Origin of the sequence: Streptomyces sp. SID12501, from assembly GCF_010550245.1 — a bacterium.
GTDB lineage: Bacteria > Actinomycetota > Actinomycetes > Streptomycetales > Streptomycetaceae > Streptomyces.
The window spans coordinates 93,012-114,723 of record NZ_JAAGLU010000032.1 but is presented as its reverse complement, the minus strand read 5'-3'; the positions used below and the strand labels follow the sequence as shown (position 1 = coordinate 114,723).

Below are 21,712 nucleotides of genomic sequence, written 5' to 3'. Positions count from 1 at the left end.
ATCACCGCACATGACAAATGTCAGACGACAGAGAAGAGACCGAGAGGCCAAGAGACCAAGAGGCCGAGGGATCGAGGGATCGAGTAGAGCGGATCGAGTACAGCTCACCGCGAGAACACGAAAAAGACCCCGATCCATTGGACCGGGGTCTTGATCTGGAGCGGACGACCAGGTTCGAACTGGCGACCTCAACCTTGGCAAGGTTGCGCTCTACCAACTGAGCTACGTCCGCATTGCCTCCAGTCGGCTTTCACCGACTGGCGCGAGCACCAGCCTACCTGATCCACAAGAGTGGTCAGACCGGCGCTGCAGAGCGGGTGACAGGAATTGCACACTGCGCCTTCCCCCTGGAAGGGGGATGTTCTGCTACTGAACTACACCCGCAAGCCTCCGTGAGCCGGGCCTTTCGGCCTCGCCCCTCGGCGTGCTCCGAACTCTAGCTGATCAGCAGGGGGGCAACGCAAGTCGGTTGCGCCGAGGGGCTCCTGGAGGACCGCGGGGGTGCTGCGGTGGTACTGCTCAGCCGCTGCTGGGCGGCTACTGGGCGGCGGTGAAGGCCTCGTACACCTTCTTGGGGATGCGCCCGCGGCTCGGTACGTCGAACTTGTTGGCGAGGGCCCAGGCCCGGACCGCCGAGGGGTCGGGGGCGACCTCCGTCTGCTTGTACGCCTTGCCGGAGCGCGACCGCTTGCGGCCGGCCTCCACGTACGGCTCGAGGGCCTTACGCAGCTTCTTGGCATTGGTCAGATTCAGGTCGATCTCGTACGACTTGCCGTCGAGTCCGAAGGCGATGGTTTCCGCCGCTTCCGAGCCGTCGATGTCGTCCGAGAGTGTGACCACGACACGCTGAGCCACGAATATCGGTCCCTTCGTGCGACACCTCAGCCGCGACGTGCGAAGACGTCGGGAGGTGTCAGGAGATCTCGGTTGTCCGACTGGTTGTCCGACTGTTATTGGGCAAAGTATCGGCTAATGCCTTTTCCTTTGTACAGTGCCCGGCATTGCAATGGGAAGACCGACTAAATCTGTCCGAGTGTCTCCCCCGCAATAGACATCCTGGATGTGAACCCGGATCTTTCCCAGAATTTTTCGGGATGGCGCCGCTCCGATACCGGATCGTGATGCCGTCCTCCTGGGTTTCCGTAGATTCCTACGAATCTACCCGCGTAGAAATTTTGTACGGGTAGTCTGAAGCGACCTGCTCAGCACCACACACCGGGAGTGCCAGTGGCACGCGTCGTAGTCGACGTCATGCTCAAGCCGGAGATCCTCGACCCCCAGGGCCAGGCGGTGCAGCGTGCACTGCCGCGTCTCGGTTTCGAGGGCGTCTCCGACGTACGTCAGGGAAAGCGATTCGAACTGGAAGTTGACGGACCGGTGGACGACGCCGCGCTCGCCCGCATCCATGATCTTGCGGAATCCTTCCTCGCCAACACCGTGATCGAGGACTTCACCGTGAAGGTGGAGGAGATGGTGGGGGAAGAAAAGTGACTGCTCGTATTGGAGTCGTCACCTTTCCGGGTTCCCTGGACGACCGGGACACCCAGCGCGCGATCCGCCTCGCGGGTGCCGAGCCGGTAGCTCTCTGGCACAAGGACAAGGACCTGAAGCAGGTCGACGCGGTTGTTCTGCCCGGCGGATTCTCGTACGGCGACTATCTGCGCGCGGGTGCCATCTCCCGTTTCTCGCCGGTGATGGAGTCGGTCATCGAGCAGGCGAAGTCGGGCATGCCGGTCCTCGGCATCTGCAACGGCTTCCAGATTCTCACCGAGGCGCACCTCCTCCCGGGCGCGATGCTCGGCAACAACCACCTCCACTTCATCTGCCGCGACCAGAAGCTGCGGGTGGAGAACGCGGACACGGCCTGGACCGTCGACTACGAGGCCGGCCAGGAGATCCACATCCCGCTGAAGAACATGGACGGCCGGTACGTCGCCGACGAGCACACGCTCGACGAGCTGGAAGCGGAGGGCCGGGTCGTCTTCCGGTACGTCGACTTCAACCCGAACGGCTCGCTCCGCGACATCGCGGGCATCAGCAACGCCGCCGGGAACGTCGTGGGCCTCATGCCGCACCCCGAGCACGCGGTGGAGCCGCTGATCGGCAGCGGCCGTACCGACGGCCTCCCCTTCTTCACCTCGATCCTCAAGAAGCTGGTCAACGCATGAGCCGGACGCCTCTGGACACGGTCGAGCACGCGACCGAGACCCCCGACGTCGAGCTGCCCTGGGCCGAACTCGGCCTGAAGAAGGACGAGTTCGAGAAGGTCGTCGAGATCCTCGGCCGCCGTCCGACCGGCGCCGAGCTGGCCATGTACTCGGTCATGTGGTCCGAGCACTGCAGCTACAAGTCGTCGAAGGTGCACCTGCGCCAGTTCGGCGAGAAGGCCCCGCACTCCGACGCCCTGCTCGTGGGCATCGGCGAGAACGCGGGCGTGGTCGACGTCGGCCAGGGCTACGCGGTCACCTTCAAGGTCGAGTCGCACAACCACCCGTCCTACGTCGAGCCCTACCAGGGCGCGGCCACGGGCGTCGGCGGCATCGTGCGCGACATCATCGCGATGGGCGCGCGTCCGGTGGCGGTCGTGGACCCCCTCCGCTTCGGTGCGGCGGACCACCCGGACACCAAGCGCGTCCTCCCGGGCGTGGTGGCGGGCATCGGCGGCTACGGCAACTGTCTGGGCCTGCCCAACATCGGCGGCGAGGTCGTCTTCGACGCCTGCTACCAGGGGAACCCGCTGGTCAACGCCGGTGCCATCGGTGTGATGCGGCACGAGGACATCCACCTGGCGAAGGCGTCGGGCACGGGCAACAAGGTCATCCTGTACGGGGCTCGTACGGGCGGCGACGGCATCGGCGGAGCCTCGATCCTCGCCTCCGAGACCTTCGACGACGCGAAGCCGTCGAAGCGCCCGGCGGTGCAGGTGGGCGACCCCTTCCAGGAGAAGCTCCTGATCGAGTGCACCCTGGAGGCGTTCAAGGAGAAGCTGGTCGTCGGCATCCAGGACCTGGGCGCGGCGGGCCTCTCCTGCGCCACGTCCGAGCTGGCGTCGAACGGCTCGGGTGGCATGCGCGTCACCCTGGACGACGTACCGCTCCGCGACTCCACGCTCTCTCCCGAGGAAATCCTCATGAGCGAGTCGCAGGAACGCATGTGCGCGGTGGTCGAGCCGGAGAAGGTCGACCGGTTCCTGGCCATCTGCGACAAGTGGGACGTCATCGCCACGGTGATCGGTGAGGTCACCGACGGCGACCGCCTCGAGATCTTCTGGCACGGCGGCAAGATCGTCGACGTCGACCCCCGTACGGTCGCGCACGACGGCCCGGTCTACGAGCGCCCCTACGCCCGCCCGGACTGGCAGGACGCCCTCCAGGCGGACGACGCCAACAAGCTTGCGCGGCCCGGGACTTCGGAGGAGCTGAAGGCCCAGGTCGTGGCGTTGGTCTCCTCTCCCAACCAGGCCTCGAAGTCCTGGATCACCTCCCAGTACGACCACTTCGTGCAGGGCAACACGGTGTTGGCCCAGCCCGAGGACTCCGGGATGATCCGCATCGACGAGAAGACCGGCCTCGGTGTCGCCATCGCGACGGACGGCAACGGCCGCTTCGCCAAGCTCGACCCTTACGCGGGCGCGCAGTTGGCGCTGTCGGAGGCGTACCGGAACGTCGCGACGACGGGTGCGAAGCCGTTGGCCGTCTCCGACTGCCTGAACTTCGGTTCGCCCGAAGACCCGGCGGTGATGTGGCAGTTCGCGGAGGCGGTACGTGGACTCGCAGACGCCTGCCAGCAGTTGGGCACCCCGGTGACCGGCGGCAACGTCTCCCTCTACAACCAGACCGGCGATGTCGCCATCCACCCGACGCCGGTCGTCGCGGTCCTGGGCGTCATCGACGACGTGGCGCGTCGGACGCCGGTCGCGTTCCAGGAGGAGGGGCAGCTGGTGTACCTCCTCGGGGACACGCGCGAGGAGTTCGGCGGCTCGGCGTGGTCGCAGGTCGTGCACGACCACCTGGGTGGCCTGCCGCCCAAGGTCGACCTGGAGCGGGAGCGTCTCCTGGCCGAGATCCTGATCTCCGCCTCCCGCGACGGCATGATCGACTCCGCGCACGACCTGTCCGACGGCGGTCTGATCCAGGCGGTCGTCGAGTCGGCGCTGCAGGGCGGGAAGGGCGCGCGTCTGGTCGTACCGGACGGGATCGACGCCTTCACCCTCCTGTTCTCGGAGTCGGCGGGCCGTGCGGTGGTCGCCGTTCCGCGCTCGGAGGAGCTCCGCTTCAACGACATGTGCGGGGCGCGGGGGCTGCCGGTGACACGGATCGGCGTCGTCGACGGTGACTCCATCGAGCTCCAGGGCGAGTTCACCCTGACCCTGGCCGAACTGCGCGAAGCGCACGAGGCGACGATTCCGGCGCTGCTGGCGTAGTTGCCCAGTCCTCCAGTCGCCTTCGGCGGTACGAGGTTGAGGTCCCGTCCGGGCTCGGGCGGGACCTTCTCGCTTGCTGGCCCAAGGGGGGCGTATGGGTTACGGAGGGTTCGTGTTTCTCTTGCTGGCTTTGGTGCTGCTGGGGCTCGCCATTGCCTGGGTCGTCGTCGGGGTGCACGCCCTGCTTCTCGGCCGAATGCCGGGCAAGCGGCTCCCGCCGCTGGTGAGGCAGCCGAGGCTCTGGGGAACGGGTGCGCTTCTGGCGGTGGTCAGTGGGTACGCCCGGTCACCGTCACTGCTCGCTGTTGCCGTCGGCCTGGTCGCGCTGGGGCACGTCATGAAGTCCCGCTGACGGGCGGACGGTTGGCGTGACACAGGCCCCGCACGCGTACGAGGTCCGGCCCGGCCCCGTCCCCTGGTCGACCGTGGGCAGCGCGACCAGCGGGGTGTTGCTGGGCTGTTGGCAGATGGCGCACAGGCGGGTCCGGTGCAGGCACTCCGAGCACATGCGGCCGGTGTTCTCGAGGGTGCCGTAGCGCAGGAACGGGGCGCGGCCGACCTTGCAGATGTCGCAGCGGGGGTCCACCTCGACGCCGGTCACGGGTTCGGCTCCGTGTCGGTCGTGAGCGCCTGACGCTCGGTGCAGTCGGCGAGCCGCACCCAGAGGAAGTCACCCTCGGCGTCGACCTTCGGGTACCCCGAGCCGACCTGCACGACGACGCCCTCGAAACGCTCGGGCGCCTCGCGCTTGCGGGAGTCGGGCGGGACGTAGGTGGTGCCGCGGACTCGGTCGCCCACGAGGAAGGGGCCGGTGACTGGAGGAGTGGTCATGGGCATCACGGTTCCTTCGCTCCAGCAGCGACGCAATCGAACGAGGGAATCCCACATGAAATGGTATATGCCTGGAAGTGAGGAAGTGGCTGCGAAGGGTGGACTGGTGCTGCCACACTCTGGGCACAGGCAGTGATCTGCTGGGCACGGGGAGCCAACTGGCAGGCATCGGCATACGGTTGCTCTGCTCGGCCGCGAAAGGAACGGACACGGTGGCAGCGAAGACGGGGCCGACGATTCGGCGGATGCAACTCGGCCAGGAGCTACGGCGGTTGCGTGAGCAGGTCGAGAAGGACGACGGCTCGGGCAAGGGGATGACCAGGGCTCAAGCGGTCAGAGGAACCAGGGTTTCGGAGTCGACGCTTCACCGTGTGGAGAAGGGACTGACCAGCCTTCCCAAGGTCCAGGACCTCAAGGAACTGCTGGACCGGTACGGGGTCGGCGACCTGGACGACGTGGAGTTCCTGCTCGACATCCACAAGAACTCGCTGAACCGGGGCTGGTGGTCGCCGTACCGCACCTTCATGCCGTCCGGGTTCAACATCAGCCTGGGCCTCGAAGGTGACGCCAAGGTCCTGAGGGTCTATCAGCCGGATGTCATGTTCGGCCTGTTCCAGACATCGCGGTATGCGCGGGCGCAGTTTGAGGCCGCCAAGCCGATCGACGAGCGTACGACCGAGTTCGTCGAGCGGAACGTCGAGATCAGGATGCGCCGCAAGGAGGCCATCACCCGAAGTGACAGTCCGGTCGAGGTTCACGCGATCCTCGACGAAGCAGTGCTCAGGCGGGTGTTCGGCGGTCCGGAGGTGATGCGGGAGCAGTACGCGCACCTGGCGGAACTGGCTGCGCTGGAGCATGTCACCGTGCAGATCCTGCCGATGAGTCAACCGGTCTACCGGTGCAGCCAGAATTTCATGCTCATGGAGTTCCTGGCACCGCTGCCCACGGTGGTGAGCGTCGATGGGTTCAGCGCGGTCGGCGTCACTGACAAAGACACGGAGATCTGGGCGTACAAGCGCCGGTTCGATGCCATGCGAGCAGAAGTCGGCGGCCCCAGGGAAACCCCCGAATTCCTGAAGCGAGCAGCACGAGAGTTGGAACAGCCATGAGCACACACCGCAATGCTCCCGATGGGGCCTGGTTCAAGTCGTCCTACAGCGACGAAACCGGCGGCACCTGCGTAGAAGTCGCCCACCTAACCCCCACCCACACCCGCATAGCCGTCAGAGACTCCAAGCACCCCCAAGGCCCCGCCCTTCTCCTCCCCCCAGAAGCCTTCGTGGCGTTGCTGGACCACGTACGGAGCTGACGCCCCCATGCCCCCAGCCAAAAACCCGAACGCCCGCACCCGCACCCGAACCCGCACCTACGACCCCGTCAAGACCCGCACCGCCGTCCTCACCCAGTACGCCAACATCCGCACCGCCGTCCTCCCCCTCACCCCCGACCGACTCGCCCTCCCCACCCGCCTCGGGGACTGGACGGTCCGTGACCTGGTCGCCCACGTCACCATGGCCGTGGAGACCGTCAGCCGCAACCTTGACCGGGACGAGCCGGAGAGAGCCGAACTCGCCCTTCTCGACTGGCCGTTCGCCACCGCCGCCCGCGCCGCCGACATCGCCGGGGACACCCGCGAGCTGGCCGACACCCACCCCGACCTCGATTCCCTCAACGCCCTCTACGCCCTCACCGAACAGCGCCTCACCCAACGCCTGGCCACGGCCCCCGGCACTCGCCGGCTCGCCACCCGCACCGGCGCCATGACGCTCGCCGACTACCTGGTCACCCGCACCGTCGAACTGGTCGTCCACACCGACGACCTGAACGACGCAGTCCCGGGCCTCGACATCCCGTACGACAGGCAGGCGCTGGCCACCTGCACCCGCCTCCTCGCCGACGCCCTCGCCGCCAAGGCCCCCGGCGGTTCGACGGAGGTCCGCATTCCGCCGTACGCCGTGGTGCAGTGCGTCGAGGGGCCGAGGCACACCCGTGGCACCCCGCCCAACGTCGTCGAGACCGACCCGCTGACCTGGATCCGCCTGGCCACCGGCCGGGTCCAGTGGGCCGACGCCCTCGACAACGCCCAGGTCAGCGCGAGCGGCGAACGCGCCGACCTCGGAGGGCTTCTGCCCCTCATGGCCTGACGGCAGCCCCCGTACGGAGAAAGCACAGCCTTCTCCGAAAAACAGCCGGACGGGAACCGCCCACCAGCCCCTTCCGTCTCACCGGCATGAAAAAGCAGCGACTGACGAGCGTCAGCCTCAGCATCCTGACCCTGGCCGTGCTCCCCCTCGCCGCGGCCTGCGGCAGTGAGAAGGACGGCGGCGGCAGCCAGACCGTCGGGACAGGGACGGGGACAGGGGCGGGGTCCGGAACATCGGAGGTCACCGGCGTCCACTGGACCGTCAATGACCTCACCGCCGACGGGAAGAAGAGCGAGGCACCCGCCAGTGCCTGGCTGAAGATCGACAAGAACGGCCAGGTCAGCGGCAACCTCGGCTGCAACGGCTTCGGGGCCGATGCCACCGTCGACGGCGACGGGATCTCCTTCGCGCAGTTCCTGTCGACCGACATGGCCTGCGCGAACGACCCGATGACCTTCGAGAGCAACCTCACCAAGGCGCTCAAGGACGGCACCCTCACCGCACAGGTCAAGGGCGACGACGAGGAACAGCTCACCCTCACCTCCGAAGCCGGCACCACCATCCACCTCACCGAAGAGAAGGCCGCCGCCCTCTCCGGCACCAAGTGGACGGTCACGACACTCGGTGACACCAACACCGTCTCCCCGCTCCCCTCCGCCGCCGAGGCCTATCTCGTCTTCGACCAGAAGAAGGGGACCGTCAGCGGCAAAGCCGGTTGCAACAACGTTTCCGCTGAGGCAACAGTCAGCGACGGCAATATCACTTTCGGCAGCCCGGCGACCACCCGAAGGATGTGCGACGGCTCACTCATGGAGACCGAGAAGGCGTTCCTGAAGATCTTCGACGGCAGGACGGCGTACAAGATCGATCACCGCTCCCTCTCTCTGACCAGCGCGAACGGGACCACCGTCAGCGCGAACGCCGCCGATTGAGCCTCTACCGCAGTCCGCGGCCCCACGGTGCCCGCACGTCACAGTCGCGTTCCCTAATTCGGACCAGTGGTCGATCTCGCCTACACTCGGTGCCGTGCCACGTGGTGACGGTCGACTCAGTCATGATCTGCTCCCCGGCGAGAAAGGCCCTCAGGACGCTTGCGGCGTCTTCGGGGTCTGGGCCCCCGGCGAAGAGGTCGCCAAGCTCACTTACTTCGGGCTCTACGCCCTACAGCATCGAGGCCAGGAATCCGCGGGTATCGCGGTCAGCAACGGCTCCAAGATCCTCGTCTTCAAGGACATGGGCCTTGTCTCCCAGGTCTTCGACGAGACCTCGCTCGGCGCGCTCAAGGGTCATATCGCGGTCGGTCACGCCCGCTACTCGACCACTGGCGCCTCCACCTGGGAGAACGCCCAGCCCACCTTCCGCGCGACCGGCCACGGCTCGATCGCCCTCGGCCACAACGGCAACCTCGTCAACACGGCGCAGCTCGCCGAGATGGTCGCCGACCTGCCCAAGCAGCACGACGGGCGCACTCCGCGCGTCGCGGCGACCAACGACACCGATCTGCTGACGGCCCTCCTGGCCGCCCAGACCGACGACGAGGGCAACCCGCTGACCATCGAAGACGCCTCGGCGCGGATTCTTCCGCAGGTCCAGGGCGCCTTCTCCCTCGTCTTCATGGACGAGCACACGCTGTACGCCGCCCGCGACCCGCAGGGCATCCGCCCCCTGGTCCTGGGCCGGCTGGAGCGCGGCTGGGTCGTCGCCTCCGAGTCCGCCGCCCTCGACATCTGCGGCGCCGCCTATGTGCGCGAGATCGAGCCGGGCGAGTTCGTCGCCATCGACGAGAACGGTCTGCGTACGTCACGATTCGCGGAAGCGAAGCCCAAGGGCTGCATCTTCGAGTACGTGTACCTCGCCCGCCCGGACACCGACATCGCCGGCCGGAACGTGTACCTCTCGCGCGTCGAGATGGGTCGGAAACTCGCCAAAGAAGCTCCTGTCGAGGCCGACCTGGTGATAGCTACTCCGGAATCCGGCACCCCGGCCGCCATCGGCTACGCCGAGGCCTCGGGGATCCCGTTCGGGGCCGGACTCGTCAAGAACGCCTATGTCGGACGTACGTTCATCCAGCCCTCCCAGACGATCCGGCAGCTCGGTATCCGGCTGAAGCTGAACCCGCTGAAGGAAGTCATCAAGGGCAAGCGGCTGGTCGTCGTCGACGACTCGATCGTGCGCGGCAACACCCAGCGGGCGCTCGTGCGCATGCTGCGGGAGGCCGGCGCGGCGGAGGTCCACATCAGGATCTCCTCGCCCCCCGTCAAGTGGCCCTGCTTCTTCGGCATCGACTTCGCCACCCGCGCGGAGCTCATCGCCAACGGCATGACCATCGACGAGATCGGCACCTCGCTCGGCGCCGACTCCCTCTCGTACATCTCCCTCGACGGGATGATCGAGGCGACCACCATCGCCAAGCCGAACCTGTGCCGCGCCTGCTTCGACGGTGAGTACCCGATGGAGCTCCCGGACCCCGAACTGCTCGGCAAGCAGCTGCTGGAGACCGAGCTGGCCGCAGGGCCCGCCGCCACGGCCGCGGCCGACGCGATCCGTCGCCCGTAAGCCGATCCGCAGCCCCTCCGCTTCACATCAACGCGAAAGATCCCAGGCAATGTCTGCGACCAACTCTGCCTCCGGTGCTTCCTACGCCGCCGCCGGCGTCGACATCGAAGCGGGCGACCGCGCCGTCGAGCTGATGAAGGAGTGGGTGAAGAAGACGCAGCGCCCCGAGGTCCTCGGTGGCCTCGGCGGCTTCGCCGGCCTCTTCGACGCCTCCGCCCTCAAGCGCTTCGAGCGCCCGCTGCTCGCCTCCGCGACCGACGGCGTCGGTACGAAGGTCGACATCGCCCGGCAGCTCGGCGTGTACGACACCATCGGCCACGACCTGGTCGCCATGGTCATGGACGACATCGTGGTGTGCGGCGCCGAACCGCTGTTCATGACCGACTACATCTGCGTCGGCAAGGTTCACCCCGAGCGTGTCGCAGCGATCGTCAAGGGCATCGCCGAGGGCTGCGTACTGGCCGGATGCGCTCTGGTCGGCGGCGAGACGGCCGAACACCCGGGTCTGCTCGGTCCGGACGACTTCGACGTCGCCGGCGCCGGTACGGGCGTCGTGGAGGCCGACCGGCTGCTCGGCGCGGATCGTATCCGTACGGGTGACGCGGTGATCGCCATGGCGGCCTCCGGGCTTCACTCGAACGGGTACTCCCTCGTCCGGCATGTGCTGCTGAAGCAGGGCGGACTGTCCCTGGACACGCACATCGAGGAGTTCGGGCGCACCCTCGGCGAGGAACTCCTCGTACCCACCAAGATCTACTCGCTCGACTGCCTGGCCCTCATGCGCACCACCGACGTGCACGCCTACTCGCACGTCACCGGCGGCGGTCTGGCCGCCAACCTCGCCCGGGTGATCCCGGACAGCCTGCACGCGATCGTCGACCGCTCCACCTGGACCCCGGACCCGGTCTTCGACCTCGTGGGGAAGACGGGTTCCGTCGAACGCCTGGAGCTGGAGAAGACGCTGAACATGGGCGTCGGCATGATCGCGATCGTCCCGGAGGACTCGGCGGACGTGGCCCTCGCCACCCTGGCGGACCGGGGCGTCGACGCCTGGGTGGCCGGCGAGATCACCGACCGCGACACCCACACCACGGGCGCCGAACTGGTCGGCGACTACGCAGCCAACTAGATCGCAAGCTGGATCGCAAGGCGGCGCAGCCGCCGAGCCGAGGGGCGCGGGGAACTGCGCGACCAGCCACAACGCACCCGCACCCGCCAATCCACAGGCGCCCCGACCCACTAGGCGCCCCTGCCCAACCCAAGTGGAACGGCAACGCACGAAACCCGGTCCGGTGTTTGAATCTCCCGGACCGGGTGAGGTGCAGCTGATGCCCTACAGGAAATGTGCAACCTGTTCAGCGCGCCGCAGCAGACGTAATAAGACGTCAAGCCCCACGGCGTTGTTGCGACGACGCGGAACCTGAGGACTGATCATCCTCGTCCTCATCGTCGTCGTTGTACCGATCCGCGTACTGGGCGTACGGGTCGTCTTCTTCCTCGTCGTCGTCCTCGAACGGCTCGCCATTCGGCGGCTGGCTCGAAGTCGAAGCGCCCAGCTCATTGGCCAGACGCGAGAGGTCAGTCCCGCCGCTGCTGTACTTCAGCTGGCGGGCGACCTTCGTCTGCTTGGCCTTTGCCCGGCCGCGCCCCATGGCTCGACCCCCTCGGATACGGGGCTCGGTGGCCCCAGAGTCTTGACACCCGTTCATGTTCTGGAACGGGCTCTCCGTGGAGAGACCGGTCCGTAGGGCTTCCACGGTACCTGAGCCCGCGCCCATACGGTACGTCGCCCGCAGGACGTGCCCGTGCCCAGAACCCGCGAGGTGCCCTGTCCCCGCTGGTCAACCGCGATTTTAACCACTTCTTGGCGGCCGACCCGCCGACGGGGGTGAGAGTTCTCTCCAACACCCCGCCGACAGGTACCTCCGAGCTGCCTCGGACTACCGGCTCCGGCGGGCCTCCGCCATGCGCTGTTCGGCGATCCGGTCGGCCGCGGCCGACGGCGGAACACCATCTGTCTTCGCACGTGCGAATATGGCCAGCGTGGTGTCGTAGATCTTCGCGGCCTTCGCCTTGCACCGCTCGAAGTCGAACCCGTGCAGCTCGTCGGCCACCTGGATCACGCCACCGGCGTTCACGACGTAGTCGGGCGCGTAGAGGATCCCGCGGTCGGCGAGGTCCTTCTCGACGCCCGGGTGCGAGAGCTGGTTGTTGGCCGCCCCGCACACCACCTCGGCGGTCAGCACGGGCACGGTGGCTTCGTTCAGGGCTCCACCGAGGGCGCAGGGCGCGTAGACGGCCAGCCCGTCCACGCGGATCAGCTCATCCGTGTCGGCGACGGCCAGTACGTTCCGGTGCCGCTCGGTGATCCGCCGTACGGCATCCCCGCGTACGTCCGTGACGAAGACCTCGGCGCCTTCCGCCACCAGGTGTTCCACGAGGTGGTGCCCGACCTTGCCGACACCCGCGATGCCGATCCGCTTGGCGCGCAGCGACGGATCGCCCCACAGGTACTGGGCGCTCGCCCGCATTCCCTGGTAGACGCCGAAGGCGGTCAGCACGGACGAGTCGCCGGCGCCGCCGTTCTCCGGGGAGCGTCCGGTCGTCCAGCGGCACTCGCGCGCGACCACGTCCATGTCGGCCACATACGTGCCGACGTCGCACGCGGTGACGTACCGCCCGCCGAGCGAGGCCACGAACCGCCCGTACGCGAGGAGGAGTTCCTCGCTCTTGACGATGTCCGGGTCGCCGATGATCACGGCTTTGCCGCCGCCGTGGTCGAGACCGGCCATGGCGTTCTTGTACGACATCCCGCGCGCGAGGTTCAGCGCGTCGGCGACGGCCTCCGCCTCGCTCGCGTACGGGTAGAAGCGCGTACCGCCGAGCGCGGGGCCCAGGGCGGTGGAGTGGATGGCGATCACGGCCTTGAGACCGGTGGCCCGGTCCTGGCAGAGCACGACTTGCTCATGACCCCCCTGATCCGAGTGGAACAGGGTGTGCAGTACATCAGCAGGCGCGCCGGTTACGTCGGTCACTGTGGTGACTCCAGGGAAGTAGCGGCGGTCGGGGCCGGAGCCCGTACGGGTGGCGGGCTTCCGTGGGCACGAGAGTAAAGCTCCTCCCCGGCCCGCGTGTGCCAACCGTCCCCGCAGTGCCGAGGATCACCCACCGGTGACATGGGACCGTACGACGGTTTGCATAATTTTCCCGTGCTGCTGTGTGCTGGTTCCGCTGGTTGTGCGGGTTTTCCTGGTCGTCCAGGGGGGAGGGAGCAGGCGTGCCCAAGGTGTCCGCGGTGATCGTCCCGTACGCGTCCTACTTGCGTGTCTACGAGCCGCTGGCGGCCTTCCCGGAGCCGGAGCGCAGCCACTGGGCGCGCTACGCCCGACGGCCCGACCGCCCCTCGTACCAGGACGAACTGCGGCGCTCCCTGGCCGACTTGCTGCCGACCCCGCCGGTCGCGGTGCCGGTGCAGGAGAGCGCCGACGCGTTCGTGACCGAGGCCGGGGGCGTGCTGTACGTCTGCCCCTGGCGCACCCGGCTGCGCGGCTGGCAGGCGCTGGGCGCGCTCGGGGAGGAACTGCCCGTCCCGGTCCTGGACGCCGTCCTGCCGCCCCTCGTACGCCACCAGGCCGCCCAGGACTACGAGCGCTGGCTGTCCCGGAATCCGGACGCCCGCCCGTGGATCCGCACGGCGACCTGGGAGGTGCCGCTGGACTGGTTCGTGCTCGTGACCGACGAGGAGCGCGAGTACGACAAGGGCTCGGGAGCCGACGGGGGCGCGGCGCCCGTGCTGCGGTACCGGACGCCCATGGTGCAGGCGCGGCGGCGCGTGGCGCGCGGGCTGCGGACCCTGCGGGAAAGCCTCGACGAGGGGCCGCTGATCGACGGGCTGACGGACGTCGGGCGGTGGCTGGAGGAGTTCCACCCGCGGTCACTGGTCGAGCTGGACTACGGCGGGCTGGTGCACGTGCTGCCGGCCGGTGATCTGGCCGGCGACCACTCGGCGGCGGACGTGGCCGCGGGCATCGAGGCGCTGCGCGAGGGGGACGGCGAGGCGGCCGGGGAGGCGTACGGGCGGCTCATGGAGCGGTGGCGGGCGGTGCGGGACCGGCGGTCGGCGAACTGACGGTCCAACTGACGGTTCGTCAAAAAAAGACTCCCTGGAACGTGAGTTCCATATGTGTGGGACGCTCTTGGAGCTGCCGTGGGACGTAGGTCCCGATCCGGGCGTTTGTGTCAAGCGTGACGGACCGCACGTACAGGTGGCTTGCGTCCCTTGCCCCTCCTCGTGCCAAAATAGGACAAGGAGTCCGGGGGAGGCTCTATCTGCCCAGCTATGGGTGGAATCTCTGCATTGCACGCTATGGGGGGTCTCGTGACTCCTGATCGCCACTGTGACTGATCGTCACGATGGTGTGACTGTCCGCTATGGCATGGTCCATTGGCTTCCGTCGCCGATGGACACCTGGGAGGGCAATTCCATCGGTTTGGCCTACGCGGTTGGACAGATGGTGTAGTTGTAGTGCCGAGGACAAGCCGTTCGTCCTATAACCGACTCGACCCGCATCCGCCATTTCGGGCAACGCGGGTCAAGGTGCAGAATTTAGAGGAATGAACCGAGAAGGTTCGGTTCTCCCGAGGAGGCCGCTCATGACCGCTCGCACCCCTGATGCCGAGCCGCTGCTGACCCCGGCTGAGGTCGCCACCATGTTCCGTGTTGATCCCAAGACGGTGACGCGGTGGGCGAAGGCCGGCAAGCTCACATCCATCCGCACGCTCGGCGGACACCGCCGTTACCGCGAGGCCGAGGTCCGCGCCCTGCTTGCGGGCATTCCGCAGCAGCGCACCGAGGCCTGACCAACTGAATAGCCGGACAAATCGGTAGATCCCCCAACTATCGGCCGAGATGTCCGGTGGGCAACACCAGTACCGCCAGCACCAACCAGAGTCACCTGGTTCATCACCAACAGCTTCAAGCGACGTGGGTCTGCCCCAACGGACCCCACACCCAAGGCAGTTCCACCAGTTCCATAGCTTCGAGGGCGCGTCGTAGAGATCGCGCTGGACTCCGCCGGGTCCAGCGCGATCTTTTTTTGTGCCCGCGGACGGGGGTGGCACGGGGTGCTGTGCGCGAGCTTGTTGGAGTCTGGGGAGGGGTGTCGGATCCGCTGTGGGAGCCTGCTGAGGCTGGTGCAATTGCACATATTAAATTGACCAGTTGTAGGAGACCGGTAAGAACCCACATTTTGAAAACTCATACGGTGACACCCGTCACATGACGCGCGCCTTGTTGACGATGCGCCACAAGTGCTAGAGGGAGCCGCTGTTGGCACCCGGTGTCTCGTCGGCCTCGGCGTCGGTCTCGAGTCCTGCCTCGGTGTCTCCGTCGGCCTCGGAGCAGTGCTCCATGGCGAGCTTCTGTAACCGGTGACAGATCGGACAGTGTCGCGTGAGATGCGGGTACCCGATGGCGGCCGACAGATGTGCCCGAAGCAGAGCGCGTGTCTCATGCCGTCGCGCGGTCGCCGCCATACGCCACCTCCGGAAGGGGGACAGGGCATCGAAGGCCCTGCTCTCTGGGTACCGGGGGAAGGTGACTCCGTCAAGAAGGCGGTGTCGGCCCGGTGGCCGTACCGAGGCTCTCTTCGCTGAGGCGGTCCTGACGGCATCTGCCGCATCGGACTGCGGCTCCGCCGCGAGAGCGGCCTCCGCCTCGACAGGGCGGCGAGCGCGTCGGAGGTCGTGCTGCGGCACGAGAAAGGCCCGCGTCCGTTGCCGGATACGGGCCTTTTTTCTTCTCTGCGGTCCTGACGGGATTTGAACCCGCGGCCTCCACCTTGACAGGGTGGCGAGCACTCCAAACTGCTCCACAGGACCAGGTTTCGCGGCACTTGATGTTGCGCTGTGCTGCGAAACGAGACTGTACAGGAGGGTGAGCCCGGGGGCGAACTCACCCACCGTGCCGACCCCGTTACGGCGTCGGCGGCCGATTTACGGGGCCTGCGCGTCGATCGCCTTCACGATCCGCTTGTCCGACACCGGGTACGCCGTGCCCAGCGCGTGGGCGAAGTAGCTGACGCGGAGTTCCTCGATCATCCAGCGGATGTCCAGCACCGCCGACGGCACCGGCCGGCCCTGCGGCAGCTGCTCCAGCAGCCACGCGTACTCGTCCTGCATCTCGTGCACCTTCTCCATGCGGGCGGTGTCCCGCTGGACGTTGGTGGGCATCTGCTGCAGGCGCCGGTCCGCGGCGACGAGGTAGCGCATCAGGTCGGGCAGGCGTCGCAGCCCGACCGCCGTCACGAACCCGGGCCGTACGAGGGCGTCCAGCTGCCTGCGTACGTCCGTCAGGTTCGGGAGGAGCACGGCGCTGCGTACGCCCTTCAGGCGGCGTTCACAGGCCTGCCAGGCGGCCAGCACCTGCTGCACCTGGTTGACCGTACGGACCGTCGTGTCGACGATCTCCGCGCGCACCTTCTCGTACAGCTTCCGGTGCGACTCCTCGTCCCACGCCGGACCCCCGAAGTCGGCGATCAGTTTGTCGGCCGCGGCCATCGCGCAGTCGTCGAACAGGGCCTGGATCGAACCGTGCGGATTCGCGGACAGCGCGAGCTTCTGAACATTCGTCAACTTCTCGGACGCGAACTTCGCTGGATTGACCGGGATGTTGCGCAGAATCAGCCGCCGACTGCCCTTCCACATCGCCTCCCGCTGCTCCGCCTCGGTGTCGAAGAGGCGTACGGAGACGGTGTCGCCGTTGTCGACCAGCGCCGGGTACGCCTTCACGGGCTGGCCGGCTCTGCGCGTCTCGAAGAGCGGCGTGAGGGTGCCGATCGACCAGTCCGTCAGGCCGGTGCGCTCCAGGGACTCGCCGCCGGCGCGCTCCGCGGTGGCCGCGGCGGCCTGGGAGATGGCCTGGCGGGCCTTCGGCTTGAGCTGGAGGCGCAGCACCTCCAGGTCCTTGTCCTCGGCCAGCTTGCGGCGCCGCTCGTCGACGATCCGGAAGGTGATGCGGAGGTGGTCGGGGATCCGGTCCAGGTCGAAGTCGTCGGCGGTGAAGGGGACCCCGACCATGCGCTTCAACTCGCGGGCCATGGTGACGGTCAGGGGTTCCTGGAGGGGGGCCGAGACGGCCAGGAAACGCTGGGCGAAGTTGGGCGCCGGGACGTAGTGGCGGCGGATCGGCTTGGGGAGGGAGCGGATGAGCTCCGTCACCAACTCCTCGCGCAGGCCCGGGATCTGCCAGTCGAAGTTGTCGTCCGTCACCTGGTTCAGCACCTGGAGGGGGATGTGGACGGTCACACCGTCGGCGTCCGCGCCCGGCTCGAACTGGTACGTCACCCGGAACTTGAGCGGTCCCTGGTGCCAGGCGTCCGGATAGTCGTCCTTGCTGACGTCCCCGGCGCGCTCGTTGATGAGCATCGCCCGCTCGAAGTCGAGGAGTTCGGGCTCCTCGGTCTTCTTCTGCTTCCACCAGGAGTCGAAGTGGGCCCCGGAGACCACGTGTTCGGGGACGCGTTCGTCGTAGAAGTCGAACAGGGTCTCGTCGTCGACCAGGATGTCCCGGCGGCGGGCCCGGTGCTCCAACTCCTCGACCTCGGTGAGGAGTCGGCGGTTGTCGGCGAAGAACTTGTGGTGCGTCCGCCAGTCGCCCTCGACCAGCGCGTTCCGGATGAACAGCTCACGGGACGCCTCCGCGTCGATGCGCCCGTAGTTCACCTTCCGCTGGGCGACGATCGGTACGCCGTACAGCGTCACCTTCTCGTACGCCATCACCGCGGCCTGGTCCTTCTCCCAGTGCGGCTCGCTGTACGTGCGCTTGAGGAGGTGTTCGGCGAGGGGCTCGACCCACTCGGGTTCGATGCGCGCATTGACGCGGGCCCACAGCCGCGAGGTCTCCACAAGCTCCGCCGACATCACGAAGCGCGGGGGCTTCTTGAAGAGGGCGGAGCCGGGGAAGATCGCGAACTTGGCGTTGCGGGCACCGACGTACTCGTTCTTGCCGGAGGTGTTGCGGTTGCTGTCACCGGTCGACGTGGACGCGGCGGTTCCCGTCGTCGTGGTCTTCGGTACGTCCTTCATCCCGATGTGGGACAGGAGGCCGGCCAGCAGGGAGACGTGGATGCTCTGCTCCGGCGCGTCGTCCTCGTTGGGGTGGATGCCCATCTGGCGGGCCACGGTACGGAGTTGGGTGTAGATGTCCTGCCACTCGCGGATGCGCAGGAAGTTCAGGTACTCCTGCTTGCACATCCGCCGGAACGAGGACGAGCCCCGCTCCTTCTGCTGCTCCCGGACGTACCGCCAGAGGTTGAGCAGGGCGAGGAAGTCGGACGTCTCGTCCTTGAAGCGGGCGTGCTGCTGGTCGGCCTGCGCCTGCTTCTCGACGGGGCGTTCGCGCGGGTCCTGGATGGAGAGCGCGGCGGCGATCACCATGACCTCGCGGACACAGCCGTTCTTGTCGGCCTCCAGGACCATCCGGGCCAGCCGGGGGTCGACGGGCAGCTGCGCGAGCTTGCGGCCGGTGTCCGTGAGCCGTTTGCGGGGGTCCTTCTCGGCGGGGTCGAGCGCGTTGAGCTCCTGGAGGAGCTGGACGCCGTCGCGGATGTTGCGGTGGTCCGGCGGGTCGAGGAAGGGGAACTTCTCGATGTCGCCCAGGCCGGCCGCGGTCATCTGGAGGATGACGGAGGCGAGGTTCGTCCGCAGGATCTCCGCGTCCGTGAACTCCACACGGGCCTCGAAGTCGTCCTCGCTGTAGAGCCGGATACAGACACCGTCCGACGTACGGCCGCAGCGGCCCTTGCGCTGGTTGGCGCTGGCCTGGGAGATCGCCTCGATGGGCAGTCGCTGGACCTTGGTGCGATGGCTGTAGCGGGAGATACGGGCGAACCCGGGGTCGATGACGTACTTGATGCCCGGCACGGTGAGCGAGGTCTCGGCGACGTTGGTCGCCAGAACGATCCTGCGCCCTGTGTGCTGTTGGAAGACCCGGTGCTGCTCGGCGTGCGAGAGGCGGGCGTAGAGGGGGAGGACCTCCGTGAACCGGTAGTTCCTCTTGGTGATCGCGTCCGCTGTGTCGCGGATCTCGCGCTCGCCGGAGAGGAAGACGAGGATGTCGCCCTTGCCCTCGCCCTGGAGTTCCTCGACGGCGTCGCAGATCGCGGTGATCTGGTCGCGGTCCGAGTCCTCGCTGTCCTCTTCCAGGAGCGGCCGGTAGCGGACCTCGACCGGGTACGTACGGCCGGAGACCTCCACGATGGGTGCGTCGCCGAAGTGCCGGGAGAAGCGCTCGGGGTCGATGGTCGCCGAGGTGATGACGACCTTCAGGTCCGGCCGCTGGGGCAGCAGTTGCGCCAGATACCCGAGCAGGAAGTCGATGTTGAGGGACCGCTCGTGGGCCTCGTCGATGATGATCGTGTCGTAGGCGCGCAGCTCGCGGTCGGTCTGGATCTCGGCGAGCAGGATGCCGTCCGTCATCAGCTTGATGACCGTCGCGTCCTGGTTCACCTGGTCGGTGAACCGGACCTTCCAGCCGACGGCTTCACCCAGGGGCGTGTCCAGCTCGTCCGCGATCCGCTCGGCGACGGTACGGGCGGCGATACGACGGGGCTGGGTGTGCCCGATCATCCCGCGTACGCCCCGGCCGAGTTCGACGCAGATCTTGGGGATCTGGGTGGTCTTCCCGGACCCGGTCTCACCGGCGACGATGACGACCTGGTGATCGCGGATGGCGGCGGCGATCTCGTCCTTCTTCTGACTGACGGGAAGCTGCTCGGGATAGGTGACGGCCGGCACGCGGCTGCGGCGCTCGGCCATCCGCAGCTCGGCCTTCGCGACCTCCGCCTCGATCTCGGCGATGACGGCGGAACGGGCTTCGGGCTTACGGATCCTGCGCGCACCTTCGAGCCTGCGCCCGAGCCGGTGCGCGTCGCGCAGGGACAGCTCGGTCAGGCGGGGGGCGAGGTCACCGAGAGCGGGAGCGCCGGGGGCGGAGGCGGGGTGCGTAGACATACCTGACCCAGGATCTCACCTCGACGAAACGAGGGGCGAACGCTTTTGCGTCCGCCCCTCGTTTCGTGCCTGTGATGCGTGTTACCGCACGTCGACGTAGTCCTCGGCCCCGGCGCCGGCGAAATGCCTGCTGTCCGGCTCCAGATGCACCGGCACCCAGGTGCCGTCCATAGGCGCCTTGATGCCCTTGGCGAAGGAGCCGTTGCGCCCGGTCTTCACCGTGCCCATCAGGTACCAGGTGTTCTCGCCCTTCGGCCGGAACAGGATCTGGACCCACTTGCCGCCGTACGCCTTCCAGCTCGTCCAGCCCACCGTGCTCGCGGGCTTCGCCTCCTGGAGGACGCCCTTCACGGTGAGGGTCGCGCCCTTGCGGACCGGCTCGGGGGTGGCGTTCGCGCTGATGATCCGGGTGAGGGCCCTCACCCGGCGTACCGCCACGCTGGTGGTGCCCTTGAAGTCCCGGGCGGAATCGCCGGCGTACCGCAGTCGCCAGTAGCCGTCAGCGTCGCCCCGGAGGCGCTCCACGATGAACTGCTCGTCGAAGCCGGTCGTCACGGTCTTCTTGGTTATCCAGCCGTTCCTGCCGTTGGCGGAGCGCTGGATGTCGACCTTGATCCGGCCGCTGTAGCCGTTGCCGGCCAGGCGCACGATGCCGGTGATGTCGAGCTGGGCCCGCTCGTCCTGCGCGGCCGTGAACTCGCTGAACCTGCTCGTCGAGGTGACCTTGACCTTCACATCGGCGGTCGCGGTCCGCACGATCCAGGCGTTGTACGGGTATGGCGGAAAGCCCACCTCGAACGTGGTGTCGCCGTCCACCCGCCGGACGAAGGTGAAGCGGCCGGCTGCGTTCGTGGTGGCGTCGGTCGCATCGGTAATGCTGCTGTTCTTGTAGTCCAGCTGCAGCGGGATGCCCGCCAGCGGCTTCCACTCGCTGCCGCTCCGGTACTCCAGCCGCCCGGTGACCTTCATCTCGGCGTTGGTCACGAGATGGAAGCTGTTCTTGTCGAGGATCAGGCGGGTCGGGGCGGCCTTGGGGGTGATCGCGACCAAGGGGACCGTGGCGTAGCCCAGGTCGCCGCGGTACTGGGCTCGGGCCCAGCCGCCCTCGCTCACCTCACGGGCGAGGGAGAAGTGCCCCTGGTCGTCCGTGGTGACGGTCTCCTCGACCGAATCGCCGAGGTCGATGTAGACGGAGGCACTGGGCATGGCCTCGGTCGCGCGGGTGCTGGGATCGCGGAGCAGTAGATCACCGGAGGCCGTGACGAGCTTGGCGTCGATGTTCGGCGTGGTCGGTGTGACGGTGAAGTTCGTGATCACGGGCTGCTTCTGGTAGCGCAGCACACCCGCGTTCCGCTGGACAATGGTCTCGCCGCCGCTGTTCGTGGCCTCGACGTCGATCGTGTACTCGCCGAGAGTGTCCAGGTGGACGGGCTGTGAGGACCAGGTGCCCTCCCAGGGGCTGGCCCGGTACGTCTCGGTGAAGTCGGTGATCGTGGCCACCGGAGTGTCCGTCTCGGCACTGCCGAGCGGGCGCAGCTTCGCGGTGATCTTCTTGACGTCCTCGCCGACCACGCTGCCGTGGTTGAGGCGTACGTCGATGACCGACCAGTCCGTGAAGTCGCTGGACGCCTCCTGGACCACCGGAGCGGCGGCGTGGGCTGCGCCGGGTATGGCGAAAGTGGAGAGCAGGACGGCACCGGCCGTCACCATCCCCCTGATGTTGTGTCTCAAGAACCCCCCATGGTTC

At 67.5% G+C, this 21,712-nt stretch carries 19 protein-coding genes and 3 tRNA genes; 11 read left to right on the top strand and 11 right to left on the bottom strand.

Features of this window, described 5'->3' with window-relative positions:
* Window positions 1-156 precede the first annotated feature (156 nt).
* The 3 genes from G3I71_RS33040 to G3I71_RS33030 all read right to left on the bottom strand — a co-directional run bounded on the left by G3I71_RS33040 (window position 157) and on the right by G3I71_RS33030 (window position 855).
* A tRNA-Gly gene (locus tag G3I71_RS33040) sits at window positions 157-232 on the bottom strand.
* 80 nt (window positions 233-312) lie between these two features.
* Window positions 313-384: transfer RNA gene (locus tag G3I71_RS33035), tRNA-Gly, on the bottom strand.
* A 153-nt stretch (window positions 385-537) separates the two neighbouring features.
* Window positions 538-855: an Lsr2 family protein gene (locus G3I71_RS33030; protein WP_164320414.1), complete on the bottom strand. Its 318-nt coding sequence runs from the start codon at window positions 853-855 to the stop codon at window positions 538-540.
* A 372-nt stretch (window positions 856-1,227) separates the two neighbouring features.
* Between G3I71_RS33030 and purS the strand changes: the two genes are divergently transcribed.
* From purS to purL, 3 genes are read left to right on the top strand one after another with little or no spacing between them, the layout of a single operon-like run.
* The gene (gene purS, locus G3I71_RS33025) at window positions 1,228-1,491 is read left to right on the top strand and encodes a phosphoribosylformylglycinamidine synthase subunit PurS (RefSeq protein ID WP_006377276.1); all 264 of its coding nucleotides are present in this window, start codon (window positions 1,228-1,230) and stop codon (window positions 1,489-1,491) included.
* Complete coding sequence (gene purQ, locus G3I71_RS33020; RefSeq protein WP_164320412.1) at window positions 1,488-2,168, top strand: phosphoribosylformylglycinamidine synthase subunit PurQ; 681 nt, start codon at window positions 1,488-1,490, stop codon at window positions 2,166-2,168. The genes purS and purQ overlap by 4 nt, the downstream gene beginning before the upstream one ends.
* Window positions 2,165-4,423: a phosphoribosylformylglycinamidine synthase subunit PurL gene (gene purL / locus G3I71_RS33015; RefSeq protein ID WP_164320410.1), complete on the top strand. Its 2,259-nt coding sequence runs from the start codon at window positions 2,165-2,167 to the stop codon at window positions 4,421-4,423. The genes purQ and purL overlap by 4 nt, the downstream gene beginning before the upstream one ends.
* Before the next feature lie 292 nt (window positions 4,424-4,715).
* Here purL and G3I71_RS33010 read toward each other — a convergent pair whose 3' ends face one another.
* On the bottom strand, window positions 4,716-5,024 hold the full coding sequence (locus G3I71_RS33010; protein WP_164320409.1) for a hypothetical protein: 309 nt from the start codon (window positions 5,022-5,024) through the stop codon (window positions 4,716-4,718).
* Complete coding sequence (locus tag G3I71_RS33005) at window positions 5,021-5,254, bottom strand: hypothetical protein (RefSeq protein ID WP_164320407.1); 234 nt, start codon at window positions 5,252-5,254, stop codon at window positions 5,021-5,023. Before G3I71_RS33005 ends, G3I71_RS33010 begins: the two co-directional genes overlap by 4 nt.
* 212 nt (window positions 5,255-5,466) lie before the next feature.
* Between G3I71_RS33005 and G3I71_RS33000 the strand changes: the two genes are divergently transcribed.
* From G3I71_RS33000 to purM, 6 genes are all read left to right on the top strand, one after another.
* Entirely contained in the window at window positions 5,467-6,363 is an 897-nt protein-coding gene (locus G3I71_RS33000; RefSeq protein WP_343243140.1) for a helix-turn-helix transcriptional regulator, read from the top strand.
* A complete protein-coding gene (locus G3I71_RS32995; protein ID WP_164320405.1) occupies window positions 6,360-6,563 on the top strand; it encodes a DUF397 domain-containing protein in 204 nt (67 codons plus the stop codon). The genes G3I71_RS33000 and G3I71_RS32995 overlap by 4 nt, the downstream gene beginning before the upstream one ends.
* Window positions 6,564-6,570: 7 nt before the next feature.
* Window positions 6,571-7,398, top strand: coding sequence for a maleylpyruvate isomerase family mycothiol-dependent enzyme (locus G3I71_RS32990; protein ID WP_164320404.1), 828 nt, complete (start codon window positions 6,571-6,573; stop codon window positions 7,396-7,398).
* Between the two features lie 86 nt (window positions 7,399-7,484).
* Window positions 7,485-8,330, top strand: coding sequence for an META domain-containing protein (locus tag G3I71_RS32985; RefSeq protein WP_164320402.1), 846 nt, complete (start codon window positions 7,485-7,487; stop codon window positions 8,328-8,330).
* A gap of 94 nt (window positions 8,331-8,424) precedes the next feature.
* Window positions 8,425-9,954 (top strand): amidophosphoribosyltransferase, encoded by a 1,530-nt coding sequence (purF, locus tag G3I71_RS32980; protein ID WP_164320400.1) that lies wholly within the window; start codon window positions 8,425-8,427, stop codon window positions 9,952-9,954.
* A 49-nt stretch (window positions 9,955-10,003) separates the two neighbouring features.
* Window positions 10,004-11,083, top strand: coding sequence for a phosphoribosylformylglycinamidine cyclo-ligase (gene purM, locus G3I71_RS32975; protein ID WP_164320398.1), 1,080 nt, complete (start codon window positions 10,004-10,006; stop codon window positions 11,081-11,083).
* Window positions 11,084-11,339: 256 nt separating this feature from the next.
* On the opposite strand, the gene G3I71_RS32970 is transcribed toward purM, so the two are convergent.
* Both G3I71_RS32970 and G3I71_RS32965 read right to left on the bottom strand, forming a co-directional pair.
* On the bottom strand, window positions 11,340-11,606 hold the full coding sequence (locus tag G3I71_RS32970; protein ID WP_164320396.1) for a DUF3073 domain-containing protein: 267 nt from the start codon (window positions 11,604-11,606) through the stop codon (window positions 11,340-11,342).
* A gap of 288 nt (window positions 11,607-11,894) precedes the next feature.
* Complete coding sequence (locus G3I71_RS32965) at window positions 11,895-12,989, bottom strand: Glu/Leu/Phe/Val dehydrogenase dimerization domain-containing protein (RefSeq protein WP_164320394.1); 1,095 nt, start codon at window positions 12,987-12,989, stop codon at window positions 11,895-11,897.
* A 242-nt stretch (window positions 12,990-13,231) separates the two neighbouring features.
* On the opposite strand from G3I71_RS32965, the gene G3I71_RS32960 reads away from it, so the two are divergent.
* A complete protein-coding gene (locus G3I71_RS32960) occupies window positions 13,232-14,083 on the top strand; it encodes a hypothetical protein (RefSeq protein ID WP_164320393.1) in 852 nt (283 codons plus the stop codon).
* A gap of 524 nt (window positions 14,084-14,607) precedes the next feature.
* Complete coding sequence (bldC, locus tag G3I71_RS32955; RefSeq protein WP_033321412.1) at window positions 14,608-14,814, top strand: developmental transcriptional regulator BldC; 207 nt, start codon at window positions 14,608-14,610, stop codon at window positions 14,812-14,814.
* Window positions 14,815-15,267: 453 nt separating this feature from the next.
* On the opposite strand, the gene G3I71_RS32950 is transcribed toward bldC, so the two are convergent.
* The 4 genes from G3I71_RS32950 to G3I71_RS32935 all read right to left on the bottom strand — a co-directional run bounded on the left by G3I71_RS32950 (window position 15,268) and on the right by G3I71_RS32935 (window position 21,675).
* The gene (locus tag G3I71_RS32950) at window positions 15,268-15,489 is read right to left on the bottom strand and encodes a DUF6274 family protein (protein WP_164320391.1); all 222 of its coding nucleotides are present in this window, start codon (window positions 15,487-15,489) and stop codon (window positions 15,268-15,270) included.
* A 270-nt stretch (window positions 15,490-15,759) separates the two neighbouring features.
* Window positions 15,760-15,834 (bottom strand) — tRNA-Asp (locus G3I71_RS32945).
* 114 nt (window positions 15,835-15,948) lie between these two features.
* Window positions 15,949-19,965, bottom strand: coding sequence for an ATP-dependent RNA helicase HrpA (hrpA, locus tag G3I71_RS32940; protein ID WP_164320389.1), 4,017 nt, complete (start codon window positions 19,963-19,965; stop codon window positions 15,949-15,951).
* Window positions 19,966-20,046: 81 nt separating this feature from the next.
* Window positions 20,047-21,675, bottom strand: coding sequence for a hypothetical protein (locus tag G3I71_RS32935; protein WP_203731982.1), 1,629 nt, complete (start codon window positions 21,673-21,675; stop codon window positions 20,047-20,049).
* Between the last annotated feature and the right edge of the window lie 37 nt (window positions 21,676-21,712).